The following is a 17,005-nucleotide window of genomic DNA, read 5'->3' on the forward strand; positions in this document are numbered from 1 at the left end:
TTATTTTTCAATTGGTAAATTTGGCATACTTGCCCATTCAGTCCACGAGCCATCATATACCGAATAGTTAGTTTTACCTGTTATTTCAAGAGCCAATGCTAAAATGCAAGCTGTAATACCCGATCCACAGGTACATATAAATTTCTTGTTTTCTGAATTAATTTTATCAAACATTCTGATTAATTCTTCTTTCGGCTTCATTTCTCCATCTTCTTGAACCTCTGTATACGGCAAACTTACTGACTTTGGAATATGACCTCCTTTTAAATCTTTACGTGGCTCTGGCACCTTTGCTAAAAATCGTTCGTTTGATCTTGCATCAATTGTGCAGTTTTCATTGGAAGTAATATTTTCAAAAACTTGTTGATAATTTGTTACTAGCTCTTGAATTAAATTAGCTGTAAAATTACCTTTAGTAAAACCTTCTATATATTTATCTGCAACTTCAAAACCAGATTGAATCCATTTTGGCAATCCGCCATTAAGTACAGCTACATTATGAAACCCAAATACTTTAAATAACCACCAAGCGCGTGGTGAAGAGTAAGTACCTATATTATCGTAAATAATGATACATGAATCGATATTTACCCCTAAGTTTATAACTTGCTCTTCGAAATCGTTTTCTTCAGGAATTGTATTTGGAAACTCATCATTTTTATCCAAGAAAACGTTCTTTAAATCAAAGAATCTAGTATTTGGAATTAAATATTTATTATCTGAATCTTCTTCCGAAGAACCGACTTTTTTTATTGTAGCGTCTAAAACAACTACATTATTAGCTTTTATATGTTCATGTAACCAATCAACAGTTACAATTGGCGAAATAACTTTAAGCTTCATCAACTTGTTTCTTTAGATCTGTCATTCTTCTAAAAGCAGCATTTTTTTCTAAAATTTTACTTTCAAGAAAATCTACAACCTTCTCTTGTAATTTAACCTTTGAAACTTTATTGATATATGTAATTCCTCCTGGACTCATTACATTAACCTCTACTAACTTACCATTAATCACATCAATACCAACAAAGTACAAACCGTCTTTAACTAATTTCGGTCCTATTTTTTTACATAATATTTTTTCAGCTTGAGTTAATCGATGTTTCTCAACTCTACCACCAGCTGTAACATTTGAACGATGATCTTTTTCACCTGGAATTCTTTTCATCGCACCAATCGGTAATCCGTTTAAAAGTAAAATTCTAACATCACCTTTTTCCGCACCTTCAATATACTCTTGAAGAATTACGTAATCAGAGGAACCATCACTTTTACTAATATAAAAATCTAACAAAGAATTAATATTTCCCATTGCTGATTTTTCAATTAAAATAACACCTGAACCTCCATAACCATTTAAGGGTTTTAAAATCATTTTATCAGAATCTGACTCTTCAATTGTTTTTATTAAATAATTCTTGTTTTTTGATACGTGTGTTACTGGGATAATATCATTATTTGGATCTTCAAAAACCGCGGTGTAGAGTTTATTATTCGCCTCTCGCATACCTTGTACTGAATTAATAATAAACACATCATCTTTTACAGAATCTAAAAAATTTAACATTAATGGATCTAATGGAGGGTTCGCTCTCATAAAAATTGCATCAAAACCAGCTAAAGGTAGCATCTCCTCCCTTGTTGTCGCCTTTTTGTAATATGATTTTGAAGAAGAAGGTACCTTTTCCATTCGATTGATAATAGTACAAAAAGCATTGGTAACACTATTTCTAATTGTTAAATTCGAAGGTGTACAAATAGCCACTCCATGACCTCTTTTGGCACATTCATGTATTAGTGTTAATGAAGAATCATTATCTGGTATAATTTCTTCCCAAGGATACATTAAAAAACAAATATTCATTTGCTCTAATAGGTTTAAGTTAGTTTCTATTTACTTTTTTCACTAAAAAACACCGATTACTTTCACTGTAATGGTGTTTTAAAAATACTCTTTTTTTGAATATATAAGGCTTATAAAATTATTTTACTAAATCATAATTATCGTCCCAATTTTTTGGTTTTGGATCACCTAACTTACCAACTGATTTCGCTACCAAAGTGGCAACTGTTGCGTCACCAGTTACATTAATAACTGTTCTACACATATCTAAAGGTCTGTCAACAGCGAAAATCAAGGCTAATCCAATAGGTAATAATTCACTTGGAAAACCAACCGATTCTAAAACAATAACCAACATTACCATTCCAGCACTTGGTACCGCTGCAGAACCAATAGAAGCTAATAGGGCTGTTAAAATAATTGTCAACTGATTAGTAAAGGTTAATCCTTCAGGCCAAATAACTTGCATAATAAATACAGCTGCAATTCCTTGATATAAACTAGTTCCATCCATATTTACCGTAGCTCCAACTGGTAATACAAAACCAGAAACTTCTTTATCTACGCCTACATGTTCTTCCACTCTTTCCATAGTAACTGGTAGTGTTGCCGCACTAGAACTTGTTGAGAATGCTAATAACTGAGCTGGACTTATTTTTTGCAAAAACCATAGTGGTGACTTTTTTACATAAAATTTTAGAATTAAAAGATAAAAAACCACCATTAACGCTAAACCAAATATCACGCATAAAGCATACCATAATAGTTTAATTAGTATTTCAGTATCATCAAATGCAATAATAACATTAGCTAATAAAGCAAATACAGCATAAGGAGCGAACAACATAATTAAATCAACCATTTTCATCACAACTTCATTCAATGAATCAAAGAAGCTAATTAAGGGTTTTGCTTTTTCTTCAGCAATTAGCAATAAACTAATTCCCACAAATAAAGCAAAAAAGATTACTTGTAACATTGAAGCATTCACAAATGACTTAAAAATATTACTAGGAAAAATATCTACTAAAGCCTGTAAAGGTCCTGCATCTTTTTGTTTTGAAGCTTTATTTAATTTATCTTTAACCCCAGTATTATCAGCATACTTCTCTTTAATCTTCTCAATAGTCTCCTTAGACATTCCTTCGCCTGGTTTTACAGCATTTACGATACTCAAACCAATAATAATAGCTACCATAGTTGTAGCAATATAAATGCCTAGTGTTTTTAATCCCATTGATTTTATTTTAGAAATGTCTTTAAGATCTGAAATACCTTTTATCAAAGACGCTAGAATTAAAGGTACAGCTATTAACTTCAAAAGATTGATAAATATTTTTCCGAATGGAGCAACCCAATCAGCGACAAATCCTTTTCCTCCATCGATGGAATTCATTATAAAACCGAAAACTATACCAAGTATCATTCCAATGATAATTTTCCAGTGTAGTGCTAATTTCTTCATTTCTTTATATTGGTTTGTAAGCTTGTAAAAATATAAAATTGATTACAATTAGTATTTAAAATATTTATCAGTTAAAAATTCAAAAAAAACATGTGACTTCTTTTTGTATCTTGTGTCAATATAACTATCAAAATATTAATTAAACAAAAACTAATAGAAAATGGAAGGAATCTTAGACTTATTAAATAGCCCAATGGGAAAAACTATCATTAGTGGTGTTGCTGGTTCAACTGGACAAGATAGCAACAAAACAGGAAGTGTGCTTACCATGGCTTTACCTGTGCTGATGAAAGCCATGGAACGTAATGCTACAACTCCACAAGGAGCTGAAGGATTGATGGGAGCTTTAAATAAACATGATGGTGGTATTTTAAACAATCTTGATGATTTATTTAGTGGAGGAGTTAATAAGGAAGTTGTAGACGATGGAGGAAAGATTCTTGGACATATTTTAGGCTCTAAACAACAAGGTGTACAACAAGTTCTTGGGCAAAAAGCTGGTATGGATGTTGGAGCTGTTGGAAATATTTTACAAACTGCTGCTCCTATCTTAATGGGATTATTGGGTAAACAATCTAGACAAAGCGAAGTAAATAATTCAGGTGGACTTGAGAGTTTACTTGGTGGAATGTTGGGGGGAAGTAAAACACAAAACGAACAAAATTTCCTTGAAAAAATATTAGATGCTGATGGTGACGGTAGTGTTATTGATGATGTTGCTGATATGGTACTTGGTGCTAGTCAAAAGAAATCTGGAGGCTTATTAGGTGGACTTTTAGGTGGACTGTTTGGTAAGAAATAAGATTCAATCTACATAATAACAAAAGGGTAAACACATTTGTTTACCCTTTTTCTTTTATATATTTTTGCATCAGCAAATATTTATTTTTTTATTTTGGAAAAACTAAAGGAACGTTGGGGTTTAAAAACGAATTGGGATGTTGTAGCTATATTAATTGTTTTTGCAATTAACGGTTCTTTTTCCGCGTGGATTGCAAAACCAGTTACTGCTTTCCTTGGCTTATCTTCTGAAACAATAAATCCTTGGATTTATTACCCACTTCGAATTATTTTAATATTTCCTATTTACCAAACTACTTTACCAATAGTTGGTTGGCTTTTTGGTCAGTTTCGTTTCTTTTGGGAATTTGAAAAAAAGTTTTTAGCAAGATTAGGCTTTGGATTTCTTTTCAATAAAAAAAGTTAAACTTCGATAATTTTTATTGTCTCCTTCTTTTTGTCAGAATTAAAAACATAGGTAAAAAACCACATTAATGTGAATGTAGGAATGATATCTAACCATGGCATTACTTCTTCCAAGAAAGATACAATTGCAGCAATTTTACCTTTATTGCCTTTGTACAATTTGGTCATTAAATATGCGGAGGCTGGTGCCCAAATGATATCAGTTAACTCTGCTATCCCAGGAATGACGTAAGAAGTGAAACCTATTACGTCAAAAACAATTCCAAGTAGCAATTTCATATATTTATTCTCTATATTCATATTTTATTAGTATGCGGATAGTTATGTTTCTCAAACTACTTTATTAGACACAAAAAATTCATAAAAGTAACAGCATTCATGAAATTTTCTCATTTTAAAGATCAAATTAGTCTTTTAAAAACAAAACCTTTGGGAGGACTGGCATCTCAATTCAAGTTGGTGCCAGATTTGAGAATTAAAATCTCTGAAGAAAAAATTAAAAACAGTAATCCAAGAAAAGCCGCTATAATGGCTTTGTTTTATCCAAATGAACAAAATAAAACAACTTTTTTATTAACACAAAGAGCTAGTTACAACGGAACACATTCTGCTCAAATAAGTTTTCCTGGTGGAAAATACGATCAGGGAGACCATAATATTAGACAAACGGCTCTCAGAGAGTTAGAAGAAGAAGTTGGTGTTTATAGAAATTCAGTAAAAGTTATTAGACAATTATCGGATACTTATATTCCACCTAGCAATTTTATGGTTACTCCCTTTCTTGGTTTTTTAAATGAAAAACCTTCTTTAACTCCAAATAAAGAGGTAGCAAAACTAATTGAAATTGAAGCAGCTGCACTTTTAAATGATGAAAACATCTCTTCTATCATTATGGAGACATCATACATGAAAGGGATTGAGGTTCCGTGTTTTAAATTTCACGATCATATTGTTTGGGGAGCCACTGCAATGATGTTATCTGAAATAAAAGATTTAATGAAGGAAATTGAATAAAAATGTTTTTATAAATTTGTTTAACTAAATTAGTGTTTATGCCCCTACTTAAAAGGAATCCTTTTGGTCATATTTTATTTATCAAACGTTTCTTAATTCAAATTTTGGGAGTTATTTCTCATGGTAGATATAGAAGCTTTAACGAACTTCAAATTGAGGGTTCTGAAATACTTAGACAATTACCAGACAAGAATATTTTATTCATTTCTAATCACCAAACTTACTTTGCAGATGTGGCTGCCATGTTTCATGTTTTCAATGCAGCATTAAAAGGTAGAGATGATAATATTAAAAACGTGGGTTATTTATGGAAACCAAAATTAAATCTATATTATGTTGCTGCTGGGGAAACGATGAAATCAGGTTTACTCCCTAGAATTTTTGCTTATGTAGGTTCAGTTTCAGTAGAGAGAACATGGCGAAGTGCAGGTAAAGATGTAAACCGACAGGTTAAAATGTCTGACATTTCAAATATTGGAACAGCATTAAAGGATGGCTGGGTTATAACATTTCCTCAAGGAACTACTACACCTTTTAAACCTATTCGAAGAGGAACCGCTCATATTATTAAAACTTTCAAACCAACAGTTGTGCCTATTGTAATCGATGGATTTAGAAGATCTTTTGATAAAAAAGGACTTATGATTAAGAAACGTAATGTTTTACAATCAATGGTTATAAAAGAACCCCTTAAAATTGATTATGAAAATGAAGATGTTAGTGATATCGTTGAAAAAATTGAGTACGCTATAGAGCAACATCCTTCATTCTTGAAAGTATTAACTCCAAAACAATTAAAGGAACAAGAAGAATATATTGAAAGTAGACGTTTTTGGGGTGCTGATAATTAGAAAAAGGAAGAAGAAAAGAATAAAAATAACCAAAGAAAGAAAAATATTAAAATCAAATTATGTCAGAAAATAAGACCATATTAACTAAGGACTCTATTGATTTTTTAGAGAAGTATTTAAACAACGCAGCTCCTACTGGATATGAATGGGAAGGACAAAAGATTTGGATGGATTATCTAAAACCTTATGTTGATGAATTCATTACAGACACTTATGGAAGTGCAGTTGGTGTTATCAATCCTGATGCAAAATATAAGGTTGTTATTGAGGGACATGCAGATGAAATTTCTTGGTATGTAAATTATATTTCCGACAAAGGATTAATTTATGTCGTAAGAAATGGAGGTAGTGATCATCAAATCGCTCCTAGTAAAGTTGTGAATATTCATACAAAAAATGGAATTATAAAAGGAGTTTTTGGTTGGCCTGCAATTCATACTAGAGATAAAGGAAACGAAACTCCACCAAAACAAGACAATATTTTTATTGATGTTGGTTGCGCAAATAAAGAAGAAGTTGAATCACTTGGAGTTCATGTTGGATGTGTAATTACATATCCAGATGAATTTCACATTTTAAATAAAAATAAATTTGTTTGTCGTGCTTTAGATAATAGAATGGGAGGATTCATGATTGCTGAAGTTGCTCGTTTACTTTATGAAAACAAAAAGAAACTTCCGTTCGGATTATATATTACAAATTCAGTTCAGGAAGAAATAGGATTGCGAGGAGCTGAAATGATTACAGAAACAATTCAACCAAATGTTGCTATTGTTACAGACGTAACTCATGATACTACCACGCCAATGATTGACATGAAAAAACAAGGTCATCAAGAAATTGGTAAAGGTCCAGTTATTGCTTATGCACCAGCAGTACAACAAAAATTAAGAGATTTAATTATTGAAGGAGCTGAAGAAAATAACATCCCTTTTCAAAGATCAGCTTTATCAAGAGCTACAGGAACCGATACAGACGCTTTTGCTTACAGTAATGGAGGTGTTGCTTCTGCATTAATTTCATTGCCTTTACGTTACATGCATACAACTGTTGAAATGGTGCATAAAGAAGATGTAGAAAACGTTATTAAAATGATTTATCATGCACTACTAAAAATTGAAGACGGAGAAGATTTCTCTTACTTTAAATAATATTAACAGAGATTATAGAATTGTGTCATTTTGAATCGCTTGAAAAATCCAGTAAAGATTTAACAAGTATTCAAAGTGACATTTTTTATTCTTACAAGAAATGCATTTAAAATGAGTTTAACAAATCAAAAAGATCTATTTAACCTACCTGATGATATTACCTATTTAGATATCGCGAGTCAATCTCCTTCATTTAAAAGTATAGAAGAAGCTGGAATTAAAGCTGTAAAAGAGAAAAGCCATCCTTACCTAATTACGGCCGATCGTTATTTTGATCCGATTGTTAAACTCAAAAAACTGTTTGCAAAACTTATAAAAGCAAAAGATTATAATAGAATCGCCTGTACTCCTTCTGTTTCTTATGGATTAGCCACAGTTGCTAACAATATTCAACTAAAAGAAGGTGACGAAATTCTTCTTATCGAAGAACAATTCCCGAGCAACTATTATGTATGGGAACGTTTAGCAGATAAATTTAATGCCGTAATTAAAATTGCCGAACAACCGACAACTAATTCAGATAAAGGAAAACAATGGAATGAAAACATTTTGAATTCAATTTCTACTAAAACAGCCGTTGTTGCAATGGGAAATATACACTGGGCTAACGGAACTCTATTTAATTTAAAAGCAATTCGAGAAAAATGTTTCAAGCAAAATTCTTTATTTATAATTGATGGAAGTCAATCAGTTGGAGCTTTACCATTTTCTATTGAAGAGCTGCAACCTGATGCATTAGTGTGTGCAGGTTACAAATGGTTATTCGGCCCTTACGGATGCGCGTACACTTATTTTGGCTCTTATTTTGACAATGGAATTCCTATTGAAGAAAATTGGTCCAATCGATTAGACAGTGAAAATTTAAGTGGTTTAACCAATTATCAACCGAAATATAAACCTTTAGCAAATAGATATTCTGTTGGTGAACACGGAAGTTTTATTTATACCGAAATGCAAATCGCTGCGTTAACTCAATTACTCCATTGGAATCCGAATGATATCCAAAACTATTGTTATGAAATTACCTCTGAGTTTGTTCAAACATTAAAAGAAGTTGGATGTTTTATAGAAACCGATGATTTCCGAGCTAAACATTTATTTGGAATTCAACTACCTGAAACCATTCATATGGAAAGTTTGAAAAATCGATTACAACAAGAGAAGATTTTTGTTTCTTATCGTGGGAATTATGTTCGTATTTCCTGTCATTTATACAATACAAAAGAAGAATTTAATCGACTTACTGAATACTTTTTATCTGAGATACAATAACTATGGATGAACTTATTGACATTGTAGATGAACAAGGAAACTATACTGGTAAAACATGTTTAAAATCAGAAGCACATAAATTCGGTTACTTCCACCCTACTGTTCATATTTGGATTTATACTTCTACAGGAGAAATATTATTACAAAAACGAGCATTAACCAAAAAAGTGTTTCCTGGTTTATGGGATATTTCTGTGGCCGGTCATATTGCCGCTGGTGAAAAAATTGAAGTCGCTGCTTTAAGAGAGGTTGAAGAAGAAATAGGTTTCATCATAAAACCGGAAAATCTTCAAAAAATTGGCACACGCAAACATCAAGTAAATCATGCAAACGGAATAATTGATAATGAGTTTCATCATGTATTTATATCTGAACTTACAGTCTCGATAGATAAATTAATTATTCAAACAAGTGAAGTCGCTGAACTAAAATTGTTTGAGCTAGAAATTCTTAAAAACACTGCTAAATATGAGAATGTTTTACTTCCAGAATACAGTGAATATTACGAATCTGTTTTTAATGCAATTAATTCACAACTAAACAGATAGATTCCTTACATTTGCGGCGAAATCAAAAAAATAAATCGCCACTTATGAAAATAAGTAAAACATTACTATTATTAACAATCACCACTATTTTTTACAATTGTACTGGTAATAATCATAATTTTCCGATAGAAAAGCAATATTGGGACATTAATGATTACGATCAAGCAATACTTGATTTACGTTTTGGATACCTAGATAATGAACCAAAACCTACTTTAGACAATCCTGAAAAGAGAATTATTGTTGAAAAATTAATCGACAAACAGAATTACAAAGTAATTTTAGATGATTCTTCAATTAGCTTAAGAGAACGAAATAAATTCGCACATGACTTTTTTGATCAATGGAAAGACATGACTGGAATTTATGAAGAGAAAGATGAATCAGGAAAATATATTTACGGAAGAGAACTACTAGCCGTTTGGCATTTTGGTTTAGATTTTCACATGGAATACTTCACTATTGGAAGCAATGCAATTCATACCTTTTCGGCTAATTCAAGCGAAGACGAGGTTCTTAAACGAATCAATAAAAATATGGAGGAATTATTCAAGAATTTCTCCCGTTATATGGATTTAATTAAAGACGAAGATGCTTTTTATGAGAACGAAAAAGAGTTCTTTATACAAGGAATTGACACGTACTTCACGAAACTAATTATGCAACACCCTGAAGCAGATTATAAACGTATTGAGAAAAAAGCAAAAGCTGTTTTAAAGAAAGTGAAATCAAAAGAAATTCGAGCTTCTTTAGAATCATTAGTTGAGTCCATCAATTATATCAAGTTAAAGAAAACGAATGCATAATTAAACTTCGATAATTTGAATGAAAATTTAGTTGCAACCTTAGTCTTATTAATTTACTTCTCTCCTGTTTTTTACCAACTCATCATAGTAATACGAGAAAGTAAAAAAGGGAATAAACTACCTTTAAAAAAATTATACAGGTTTTTAAAAATTAGTGTTTATATACTAATACCTTCAGTGGTTTTCTTTTTTATAATTAGTCATACTAATTATTTTAATTATCAAAAACCAATGAAATTTAGTGAATACGATAAAATTACTTTTGACAATTTTAGGGGATTAAATTTCTTTAAAAAGTCTTTATACGGAAATACAAGGTTTGCATATATAGTTACTAGTATTGATACAGATATAGACAAAGATTCAGTTTCTATAGATGCACTTTTTCATCCTTCGAGATCATTCGTTTATAATAAAAAGACTTATAGTAAGGACCTTTTAAGTCATGAAAAATATCACTTCAAGATTACCGAGCTTTTTGTAAGAAAAGCTAAAGAAAGGATTTCTAAATTGAAGACTAAAAATAAAAGTAATATAGACTATATTCTCAATTCTATTGAAAAAGAAGAAAGTAAATATCAACAAGAATATGACTATAACACCTTTCACAGTTATGTACATAGCGAACAAAAACGATATGAAAGAGAAATAGATAGTTTATTAACTTTGCTGAATCATTTTAAAAAATCAAAAATTACATTACATGAAAAAAAATAAAGTAATACTAATACTTTTAATTGCTATTGGATTTGCAAATTGTGCAGAAGAAAAACACAAATTTCCAATTGAAAAAAGATTCTGGGATTTAAATGATTATGACAAAGCAATTCTTGATTTAAGATTTGGATATTTAAACGATGAAAAGAAACCAACATTTGATGATCCTGAACAACGAATAATTGTTGAAAAACTAACTGATGAGGAAAACTTCAAAGTAGTTCTAGACGATACTGAATTAGGTCTAAAACATAAAAACAAAGTTGCTACTGATTTCTTTTCTCACTGGAAAGATATGTCGTCAATCTATCAAGAGAGAGATAGAAAGGACATGTATGTTTATGGAAAGGAAATGCTAGCTGTTTGGCAGTTTGGATTAGGATTACAGTTAAGGTATTTCAAACTAGGGAATGACGAAATTATAGAAGGTTCGGATGATCCTAATTCTAAAGAGATAAGAAATCTTGTAAACTCTAATGTTAATACACTTTCTACAAATTACTCATATTACTTGAGTTTAGTAAATGAAGAAAAATCTTTGACAAAAAAGGAACAAGATATTTATGCTAACGGAATTTCAAAATATTTCACAGATTTAGTAGAACTTTATCCTAATGCTAAATATGATTCTCTTAAGGAAAAAGCTAGTTTAATGCTAAATAAGACAGAATCAAATTCTATTAAAAGTGCTTTAACTAAACTAATAGCTCTGATAGAATCTAAGAAAGTAAAAAAGGAGTAATTCAATTACTCTCTTTTCTATAAAAAATCAAAACTCATCTTTAAAAGGTGAGTTTTTTTTTAGAAAAAAAATTATTGATTGTACAGCTTAATTTTTAAATTTAAGAAATAACAATCAACCAACTAAAACTTTTAAATATGCTTTCAAAACAAGAAAAATCTGAATTAAGAGGAAAATTATTTCGTCACTTAGATGGAATCGTAACCTGTCCTGCAGCTCATGAACTACATGAAAAAGGAATTACAGAACACTTGTTAAAAGCAAAAAAAACTGATATTACCGAGCTTTCAAAAACCTTTAAAGCAAATGAAGGATATTTAAATGTTGCATTAAGAACTTTTGCTTCGCAAGGTTGGTTAGAATATAAAGTAGATAATGACACAAATACGGTAACAATTTCTACAAATGAATTATCTGAAATCTCGTTCTCTCATTTCCACATGTACCGAGAAGCAACAGAACTACTGAAATACTCTGAGAAATATAGTTCTCGAAAATTTGAAATTGAACCTTTCAGAAAATTAGAAAGTTTATTCCAGAATTATAAAAACAATTTTGGAATTACTATTGCAAAAGATGAGCAAACATCAAAAATTCAACATCAAATTTTAGCTCATATTGAAGGAATTATAGTTGGTCCGACTTTAGTTTTATTAGGTATGAAAGGAATGTTTCATAAGTACTTTATGCAAACAAAATTCAAAGCAGAAGAATTTCATAAAGATCCTGAAAACTTTGGTCGATTGCTTGATATATTGACTTATTTAGGATGGTTTTCAAAAACAGGAGAATCTTATGAGTTTACGGATAAAGGCTTATTCTTTGCGAGAAGAGCCAGTGCTTATGGTGTTACAGTTTCGTACATTCCAACCTTAAGAAAATTAGATAAATTCATTTTTGGTGATCCTACAATTTTTAGATCGGAAGGAATTGGGAATGAAGAAATTCACGTAGATAGAGAAATGAATGTTTGGGGAAGTGGTGGTGCACACGCATCGTACTTTAAAGTAATTGATGAAATCATTATAAAACTATTCAACAAACCAATCCAAGAACAGCCTAAAGGGATTTTAGATGTTGGTTGTGGAAACGGAGCATTTTTAAAACATTTATTCAATGTAATTGAAAATCAAACCGAACGCGGAAAAGTTTTAGAAGATTATCCTCTACTATTAATTGGTATCGATTATAACGAGGCTGCTTTAAAAATAACTCGTCAGAACTTAGTTCAAGCAGATATTTGGGCAAAAGTAATTTGGGGAGATATCGGTAATCCAGCTGCCATGTCGAAAGATTTGAATGAAAAATACGGAATCGATTTATCGGATTTGCTGAATGTAAGAACATTCTTAGATCATAATCGAATTTGGGAAGAACCGAAATTGAATGGAAAAATTGCTTCCACAGATTGTTCCGGAGCTTATGCGTATCGTGGTGTTCGTATTAATAACAACTTAGTTATTGAATCCTTGAAAGAGCACTTCAATAAATGGAAACCGTTTGTAAATAAATTCGGTTTATTATTAATTGAATTACATACCTCGAAACCTGAACTAGTAAAAGAAAATATTGGTAAAACTGCCGCAACAGCTTACGATGCTACACATGGCTATTCAGATCAATATATTGTTGAAATTGAAGAATATATGAAAGCTATGAAAGAAATTGGTTTGACTTCAGATGATGCAACATTTAGAAAATTTCCAAATTCAGATTTGGCGACGGTTTCTATTAATTTGTTTGAGTCGAAATAAATTGAATTAAACCTTTCTCTTTTGGTCAATCTTTTGAGAAACGAACATAATTAGTTACCTCTAAAGCATCTTTCCATTTAATTTTTAAAGAATCTTGACTTACAGAGATCAACTCGCCTTCCTGAGTTGCTTCGTTGTAAAAAACTTTAAGCAAATTATCTCTTATAGAATATTTAAATGAACCATCACCATCTGTATCAGCTAAGTAAAACTCATCTTTATTAATCATAAACTCTGCGTGCTGATCTTTAATATCATAAGCCCAAACACCATAAAGTAAATTTAAATTTATAAGCTTAGCATCCTCTTTAAATTTTACCAACTCTGGACTTATGATGATTGTTTCTTTTTTTCTAGGATAAACTCCATGTTCAAACAATACCTCTAATTTGTTTGAATCACTTTTCTCTAAAGACAAAATTTTGACATCAAAAAAATCTGAAATTACGAACGTTTTATTCTCGTACCCCAATTCTGTTGGCTGAATTAGTATATGAATATTAGTTTTTGAGTTTTCTGTTTCTAAAGACAAGCTTTCTCCATTAAAAAATGTCATAACTCGAACAAAATAATCATTCCCATAAGCACTCATTTCTTGATCAAAATCTTTTAAAACCCCTTCAAAATCAGAGTTGGAAGATTGAGAAATTGTAGATGTATGTTCATAAACTAGAAGGTTATCCGAAATACCCAATGTATCTGCAAAAAACTTTTCATCTATTACATTTTCTTTTCCTCCGAATAATTGTTCAGCAACATTTATTTCATCGTTTGTAGATTTCACAAAACGATAGTAATCATCAACAACTGAATCACGAGGAATTCTTAACTTTTCAACCTCTTTGGTCAAATTAGAAATTACTTCCTCCTTTTGCAATAATTGCTTTTTTAGCTTTTCTATTTCGGTTGAACTTTCATTATTATTACAGCTAATTAAAAGTTGTACAATTAATAAGAATATAACTCTCTTCATTATCTTTTGTATTGAAAAGTAAATATAGGAAAACAAAAAACCTCGAATTTTAATTCGAGGTTAATATTTATAATTCCAAGTAATTAATTACTTAATTTCGTTCTCCTTAAGTGAAAGTAAATTAGCGAATAATTTATACGCTCCAGGAACACCTGCAGGTAATTCTCTAAAGAAACTCAATCCTGTGTATATATAATTTCCTTTTCCATATTTAGCTACTAATAAACTTCCTTTTTTTGCCGATTCACCTTTATCATTCATTGCTAAAATGGGCTCATATTCTGAACTCCAGTTATTCGGAAAATACAATCCCCTTTCTTGAACCCAGCCTTCAAAATCATTAGCTTCAATTTTATTAGGATAATTTAAAACTTCATGATCTTTAGCTAACATTGTTACTTTAGCACGTTCATCAGTAACTCTATCTCTAGATAATTTTAATTTATAAGGAGCTTTTACATCTACTCTTCTATTCGTATTGTACTGAACAATAACATTACCACCATTTTTCACATATTCTAACAAATGTTTTTGCTTAAACTGTAAAACTTTCTTTGTGTTGTATGCTCTAATCCCAACAACTACTGCATCAAAACCTCCTAAAGAATTTTCGTTAATACTTTCTGGTGAAACTTCTGTTACTGTATAACCAATTTGACGTAAACTTTCTGGAACAGCATCTCCTGAACCTTGAATATAACCAATAGATTTTCCTTCTTTTCTGATATCCAAACGAACAATTTTCGCTTTAGATGGCATTAAAACAGATTGTTTTGGAATATGATTGTAGTTAATCTCTATTAATTCTTTATCAAAAGTAGCATCGTTAATTGTAGCTACGGCTTTAATATATCCTTCTGATTGTCCTTTTGGAGGAGAAACTGTAAAGTCTACAACTCTTTTATCTCCTTTTTGCTCAATTGTAAACGAAGCTTGGTTTGGAGTAACAGTCCATCCTTCTGGAACTTCTAAAGCAACATTCCCTTGAATATTTGCTTCTCCTGATCTTACTTCAACCGCAATTTTCTTAGTATTATCATCTGAGAAGATGATTACTTTATCCTTTAATTTTGTTGTTACTTTCGGTAACACTTCAAAAGGCTCATAAATTTCTCCTTTATCACGTTGAGAATATCTTCTCACCACATTTTTCGTGAATGAAATAGGTGTATCTTCAATGATTAAATTGAATTTCACTTGAACAGGTCGTGGCGTTTCTGGCTTACCAATTAATTCTTGATTTTTCACAGTATACATTCCTAATCCCCACTTATCTTTTAACCAATATGGATCAGAATATGCAATTCCCATTAAAGAAAGATCTTCTGTGAAGTTTTGTCTTACATTCGTAAGTAAATCAATATCCTTGGCAACAGTCTTATTAGCTGGCAACCATTCTATAGAAGTTAAATCCATTGAAACACTACTTCTATTTAACACTTCAAAATCTACTTTTACTGAAGCATTTGGGGTTGAACTAGAAGTTTTTGCAGATGCTTCTAAATATAAACCAGAACAAGCTTCTATAATTTCTTTGATTTCTGCAGACTTTATTGCTTTCCAATGTTCGTCTTTTAACTTATCAATTAAAGCATATGCTTTAAGTAAACTTGGTAAGTGTTTTGAAGGATTTACAAAGTCAAAGTTTTTCTCAACATCATATAAAATATCTCCAATGGCTCCTCCTCCTTTTACTCTGTTCCAAGTCGTATTAATTCCTGAGAATAAGTCTTTTTTATCTTTAGGAAATTCTCCTTTTAAAAACTCCACCCATTCCGTTTGGCTTCCCCTGTTTGTTAATCTACCAAATCCTTGACACAAGTGCTGACTACTGGCTAATGAAGCCAATTCATTATTTGAAACTCCTTTTAACGGATAATAAACTCCTATGTCAAAGTTGAGCATTTTGCTTTTATCTGCTTTTTCAAAATTTTCTCTACTTCCATAAAACCACCAAGAAGTATTGAAAAATAATCGGTTTGGTTGCCAGGTTTCAGTATACTTTAATTGTTCTGGATACTTTGTTTTATCACCTGCTAAATCAAAAGCATCAACACTCAACATGGCTGAAGCTGTATGATGTCCGTGAGTAGTCCCCGGCGTTCTATGATTAAAACGATTGATAATCACATCTGGCTTAAATTTTCTTATTGCCCAAACTACATCCGACAACACTTTATCCTTATCCCAAATATTAAACGTTTCTTCAGGGTGTTTTGAATATCCAAAATCATTTGCTCTGGAAAAACGTTGTTCTCCTCCATCTACTCCTCTAGCCGCTAATAATTCCTGTGTACGAATTACACCTAGCAATTCTCTAATTTCAGGACCAATCAAATTTTGACCTCCATCACCTCTAGTTAAAGATAAATATGCTGTTCTTGCTTTAATGTTATTCGCCAAGTATGCAATTAAACGTGTGTTTTCGTCATCTGGATGTGCAGCCACATATAACGCAGATCCTAAAAAATTAAGTTTCTGTACTTTTTCGTAAATCTGATTTGTAGTTAACTTTTGGGGCTTTTGCGCAATCACTGAAGAAAAAATCAGCAAAAATGAAATAAAAATAAATGACTTTTTGTTCATTTTTAATAGTTAAAGTTGACTAACAAATGTACTCTTTTTAATAATCAACCAACCGAGTTTAACAAAATGCTAACACT

The 17,005-nt window shown here is 31.0% G+C and carries 17 protein-coding genes; 11 read left to right on the plus strand and 6 right to left on the minus strand.

The window, feature by feature from the left end; all coding sequences use genetic code 11:
* The 3 genes from BTO06_RS09505 to BTO06_RS09515 form a co-directional block, all read right to left on the minus strand.
* The gene (locus BTO06_RS09505; RefSeq protein WP_100925077.1) at positions 1–843 is read right to left on the minus strand and encodes a sulfurtransferase; all 843 of its coding nucleotides are present in this window, start codon (positions 841–843) and stop codon (positions 1–3) included.
* Entirely contained in the window at positions 833–1,864 is a 1,032-nt protein-coding gene (gshB, locus tag BTO06_RS09510) for a glutathione synthase (protein ID WP_100925078.1), read from the minus strand. The genes BTO06_RS09505 and gshB overlap by 11 nt, the downstream gene beginning before the upstream one ends.
* 118 nt (positions 1,865–1,982) lie before the next feature.
* Positions 1,983–3,308: a dicarboxylate/amino acid:cation symporter gene (locus tag BTO06_RS09515; RefSeq protein WP_100925079.1), complete on the minus strand. Its 1,326-nt coding sequence runs from the start codon at positions 3,306–3,308 to the stop codon at positions 1,983–1,985.
* A gap of 160 nt (positions 3,309–3,468) precedes the next feature.
* Here BTO06_RS09515 and BTO06_RS09520 point away from each other — a divergent pair, with 160 nt between their 5' ends.
* Both BTO06_RS09520 and BTO06_RS09525 read left to right on the plus strand, forming a co-directional pair.
* Positions 3,469–4,110: a DUF937 domain-containing protein gene (locus BTO06_RS09520; protein WP_100925080.1), complete on the plus strand. Its 642-nt coding sequence runs from the start codon at positions 3,469–3,471 to the stop codon at positions 4,108–4,110.
* Between the two features lie 93 nt (positions 4,111–4,203).
* A complete protein-coding gene (locus BTO06_RS09525; protein WP_100925081.1) occupies positions 4,204–4,515 on the plus strand; it encodes a DUF6787 family protein in 312 nt (103 codons plus the stop codon).
* Here the strand turns inward: BTO06_RS09525 and BTO06_RS09530 are convergent.
* Positions 4,512–4,793 (minus strand): hypothetical protein, encoded by a 282-nt coding sequence (locus BTO06_RS09530; protein WP_232731439.1) that lies wholly within the window; start codon positions 4,791–4,793, stop codon positions 4,512–4,514. The two genes, BTO06_RS09525 and BTO06_RS09530, sit on opposite strands and share 4 nt — an antisense overlap.
* A gap of 99 nt (positions 4,794–4,892) precedes the next feature.
* On the opposite strand from BTO06_RS09530, the gene BTO06_RS09535 reads away from it, so the two are divergent.
* The 9 genes from BTO06_RS09535 (at position 4,893) to BTO06_RS09575 (ending at position 13,369) form a co-directional block, all read left to right on the plus strand.
* The gene (locus tag BTO06_RS09535) at positions 4,893–5,528 is read left to right on the plus strand and encodes an NUDIX hydrolase (protein WP_100925083.1); all 636 of its coding nucleotides are present in this window, start codon (positions 4,893–4,895) and stop codon (positions 5,526–5,528) included.
* A gap of 38 nt (positions 5,529–5,566) precedes the next feature.
* Entirely contained in the window at positions 5,567–6,379 is an 813-nt protein-coding gene (locus tag BTO06_RS09540) for a lysophospholipid acyltransferase family protein (RefSeq protein ID WP_100925084.1), read from the plus strand.
* 59 nt (positions 6,380–6,438) lie between these two features.
* The gene (locus BTO06_RS09545; protein WP_100925085.1) at positions 6,439–7,530 is read left to right on the plus strand and encodes a M42 family metallopeptidase; all 1,092 of its coding nucleotides are present in this window, start codon (positions 6,439–6,441) and stop codon (positions 7,528–7,530) included.
* A gap of 111 nt (positions 7,531–7,641) precedes the next feature.
* Entirely contained in the window at positions 7,642–8,802 is a 1,161-nt protein-coding gene (locus BTO06_RS09550; protein WP_100925086.1) for an aminotransferase class V-fold PLP-dependent enzyme, read from the plus strand.
* A 2-nt stretch (positions 8,803–8,804) separates the two neighbouring features.
* Positions 8,805–9,350, plus strand: a complete 546-nt coding sequence (locus tag BTO06_RS09555; RefSeq protein WP_100925087.1) for an NUDIX hydrolase — start codon at positions 8,805–8,807, stop codon at positions 9,348–9,350.
* A gap of 44 nt (positions 9,351–9,394) precedes the next feature.
* The gene (locus BTO06_RS09560) at positions 9,395–10,156 is read left to right on the plus strand and encodes a hypothetical protein (RefSeq protein WP_100925088.1); all 762 of its coding nucleotides are present in this window, start codon (positions 9,395–9,397) and stop codon (positions 10,154–10,156) included.
* A gap of 231 nt (positions 10,157–10,387) precedes the next feature.
* Positions 10,388–10,873: a DUF922 domain-containing protein gene (locus BTO06_RS09565; RefSeq protein ID WP_232731440.1), complete on the plus strand. Its 486-nt coding sequence runs from the start codon at positions 10,388–10,390 to the stop codon at positions 10,871–10,873.
* Complete coding sequence (locus BTO06_RS09570) at positions 10,860–11,615, plus strand: hypothetical protein (RefSeq protein WP_100925090.1); 756 nt, start codon at positions 10,860–10,862, stop codon at positions 11,613–11,615. Before BTO06_RS09565 ends, BTO06_RS09570 begins: the two co-directional genes overlap by 14 nt.
* Positions 11,616–11,752: 137 nt before the next feature.
* Positions 11,753–13,369 carry a class I SAM-dependent methyltransferase gene (locus BTO06_RS09575; RefSeq protein WP_100925091.1) on the plus strand — a complete coding sequence of 539 codons (1,617 nt, stop codon included), beginning with the start codon at positions 11,753–11,755 and terminating at the stop codon, positions 13,367–13,369.
* A gap of 25 nt (positions 13,370–13,394) precedes the next feature.
* On the opposite strand, the gene BTO06_RS09580 is transcribed toward BTO06_RS09575, so the two are convergent.
* Positions 13,395–14,342, minus strand: coding sequence for a hypothetical protein (locus tag BTO06_RS09580; RefSeq protein ID WP_100925092.1), 948 nt, complete (start codon positions 14,340–14,342; stop codon positions 13,395–13,397).
* Between the two features lie 87 nt (positions 14,343–14,429).
* Positions 14,430–16,928, minus strand: coding sequence for a PIG-L family deacetylase (locus BTO06_RS09585; RefSeq protein WP_100925093.1), 2,499 nt, complete (start codon positions 16,926–16,928; stop codon positions 14,430–14,432).
* Between the last annotated feature and the right edge of the window lie 77 nt (positions 16,929–17,005).

It is taken from the genome of Tenacibaculum sp. SZ-18, assembly GCF_002813915.1.
Taxonomy (GTDB): domain Bacteria; phylum Bacteroidota; class Bacteroidia; order Flavobacteriales; family Flavobacteriaceae; genus Polaribacter.

What these genes read in the sequence shown, in the direction of transcription:
- BTO06_RS09505 (WP_100925077.1), bottom strand. Translation starts at nt 843, where the DNA reads ATGAAGCTTAAAGTTATTTCGCCAATTGTAACTGTTGATTGGTTACAT.
- gshB (WP_100925078.1), bottom strand. Translation starts at nt 1,864, where the DNA reads ATGAATATTTGTTTTTTAATGTATCCTTGGGAAGAAATTATACCAGAT.
- BTO06_RS09515 (WP_100925079.1), bottom strand. Translation starts at nt 3,308, where the DNA reads ATGAAGAAATTAGCACTACACTGGAAAATTATCATTGGAATGATACTT.
- BTO06_RS09520 (WP_100925080.1), top strand. Translation starts at nt 3,469, where the DNA reads ATGGAAGGAATCTTAGACTTATTAAATAGCCCAATGGGAAAAACTATC.
- BTO06_RS09530 (WP_232731439.1), bottom strand. Translation starts at nt 4,793, where the DNA reads ATGAAATTGCTACTTGGAATTGTTTTTGACGTAATAGGTTTCACTTCT.
- BTO06_RS09535 (WP_100925083.1), top strand. Translation starts at nt 4,893, where the DNA reads ATGAAATTTTCTCATTTTAAAGATCAAATTAGTCTTTTAAAAACAAAA.
- BTO06_RS09540 (WP_100925084.1), top strand. Translation starts at nt 5,567, where the DNA reads ATGCCCCTACTTAAAAGGAATCCTTTTGGTCATATTTTATTTATCAAA.
- BTO06_RS09545 (WP_100925085.1), top strand. Translation starts at nt 6,439, where the DNA reads ATGTCAGAAAATAAGACCATATTAACTAAGGACTCTATTGATTTTTTA.
- BTO06_RS09550 (WP_100925086.1), top strand. Translation starts at nt 7,642, where the DNA reads ATGAGTTTAACAAATCAAAAAGATCTATTTAACCTACCTGATGATATT.
- BTO06_RS09555 (WP_100925087.1), top strand. Translation starts at nt 8,805, where the DNA reads ATGGATGAACTTATTGACATTGTAGATGAACAAGGAAACTATACTGGT.
- BTO06_RS09560 (WP_100925088.1), top strand. Translation starts at nt 9,395, where the DNA reads ATGAAAATAAGTAAAACATTACTATTATTAACAATCACCACTATTTTT.
- BTO06_RS09565 (WP_232731440.1), top strand. Translation starts at nt 10,388, where the DNA reads ATGAAATTTAGTGAATACGATAAAATTACTTTTGACAATTTTAGGGGA.
- BTO06_RS09570 (WP_100925090.1), top strand. Translation starts at nt 10,860, where the DNA reads ATGAAAAAAAATAAAGTAATACTAATACTTTTAATTGCTATTGGATTT.
- BTO06_RS09575 (WP_100925091.1), top strand. Translation starts at nt 11,753, where the DNA reads ATGCTTTCAAAACAAGAAAAATCTGAATTAAGAGGAAAATTATTTCGT.
- BTO06_RS09580 (WP_100925092.1), bottom strand. Translation starts at nt 14,342, where the DNA reads ATGAAGAGAGTTATATTCTTATTAATTGTACAACTTTTAATTAGCTGT.
- BTO06_RS09585 (WP_100925093.1), bottom strand. Translation starts at nt 16,928, where the DNA reads ATGAACAAAAAGTCATTTATTTTTATTTCATTTTTGCTGATTTTTTCT.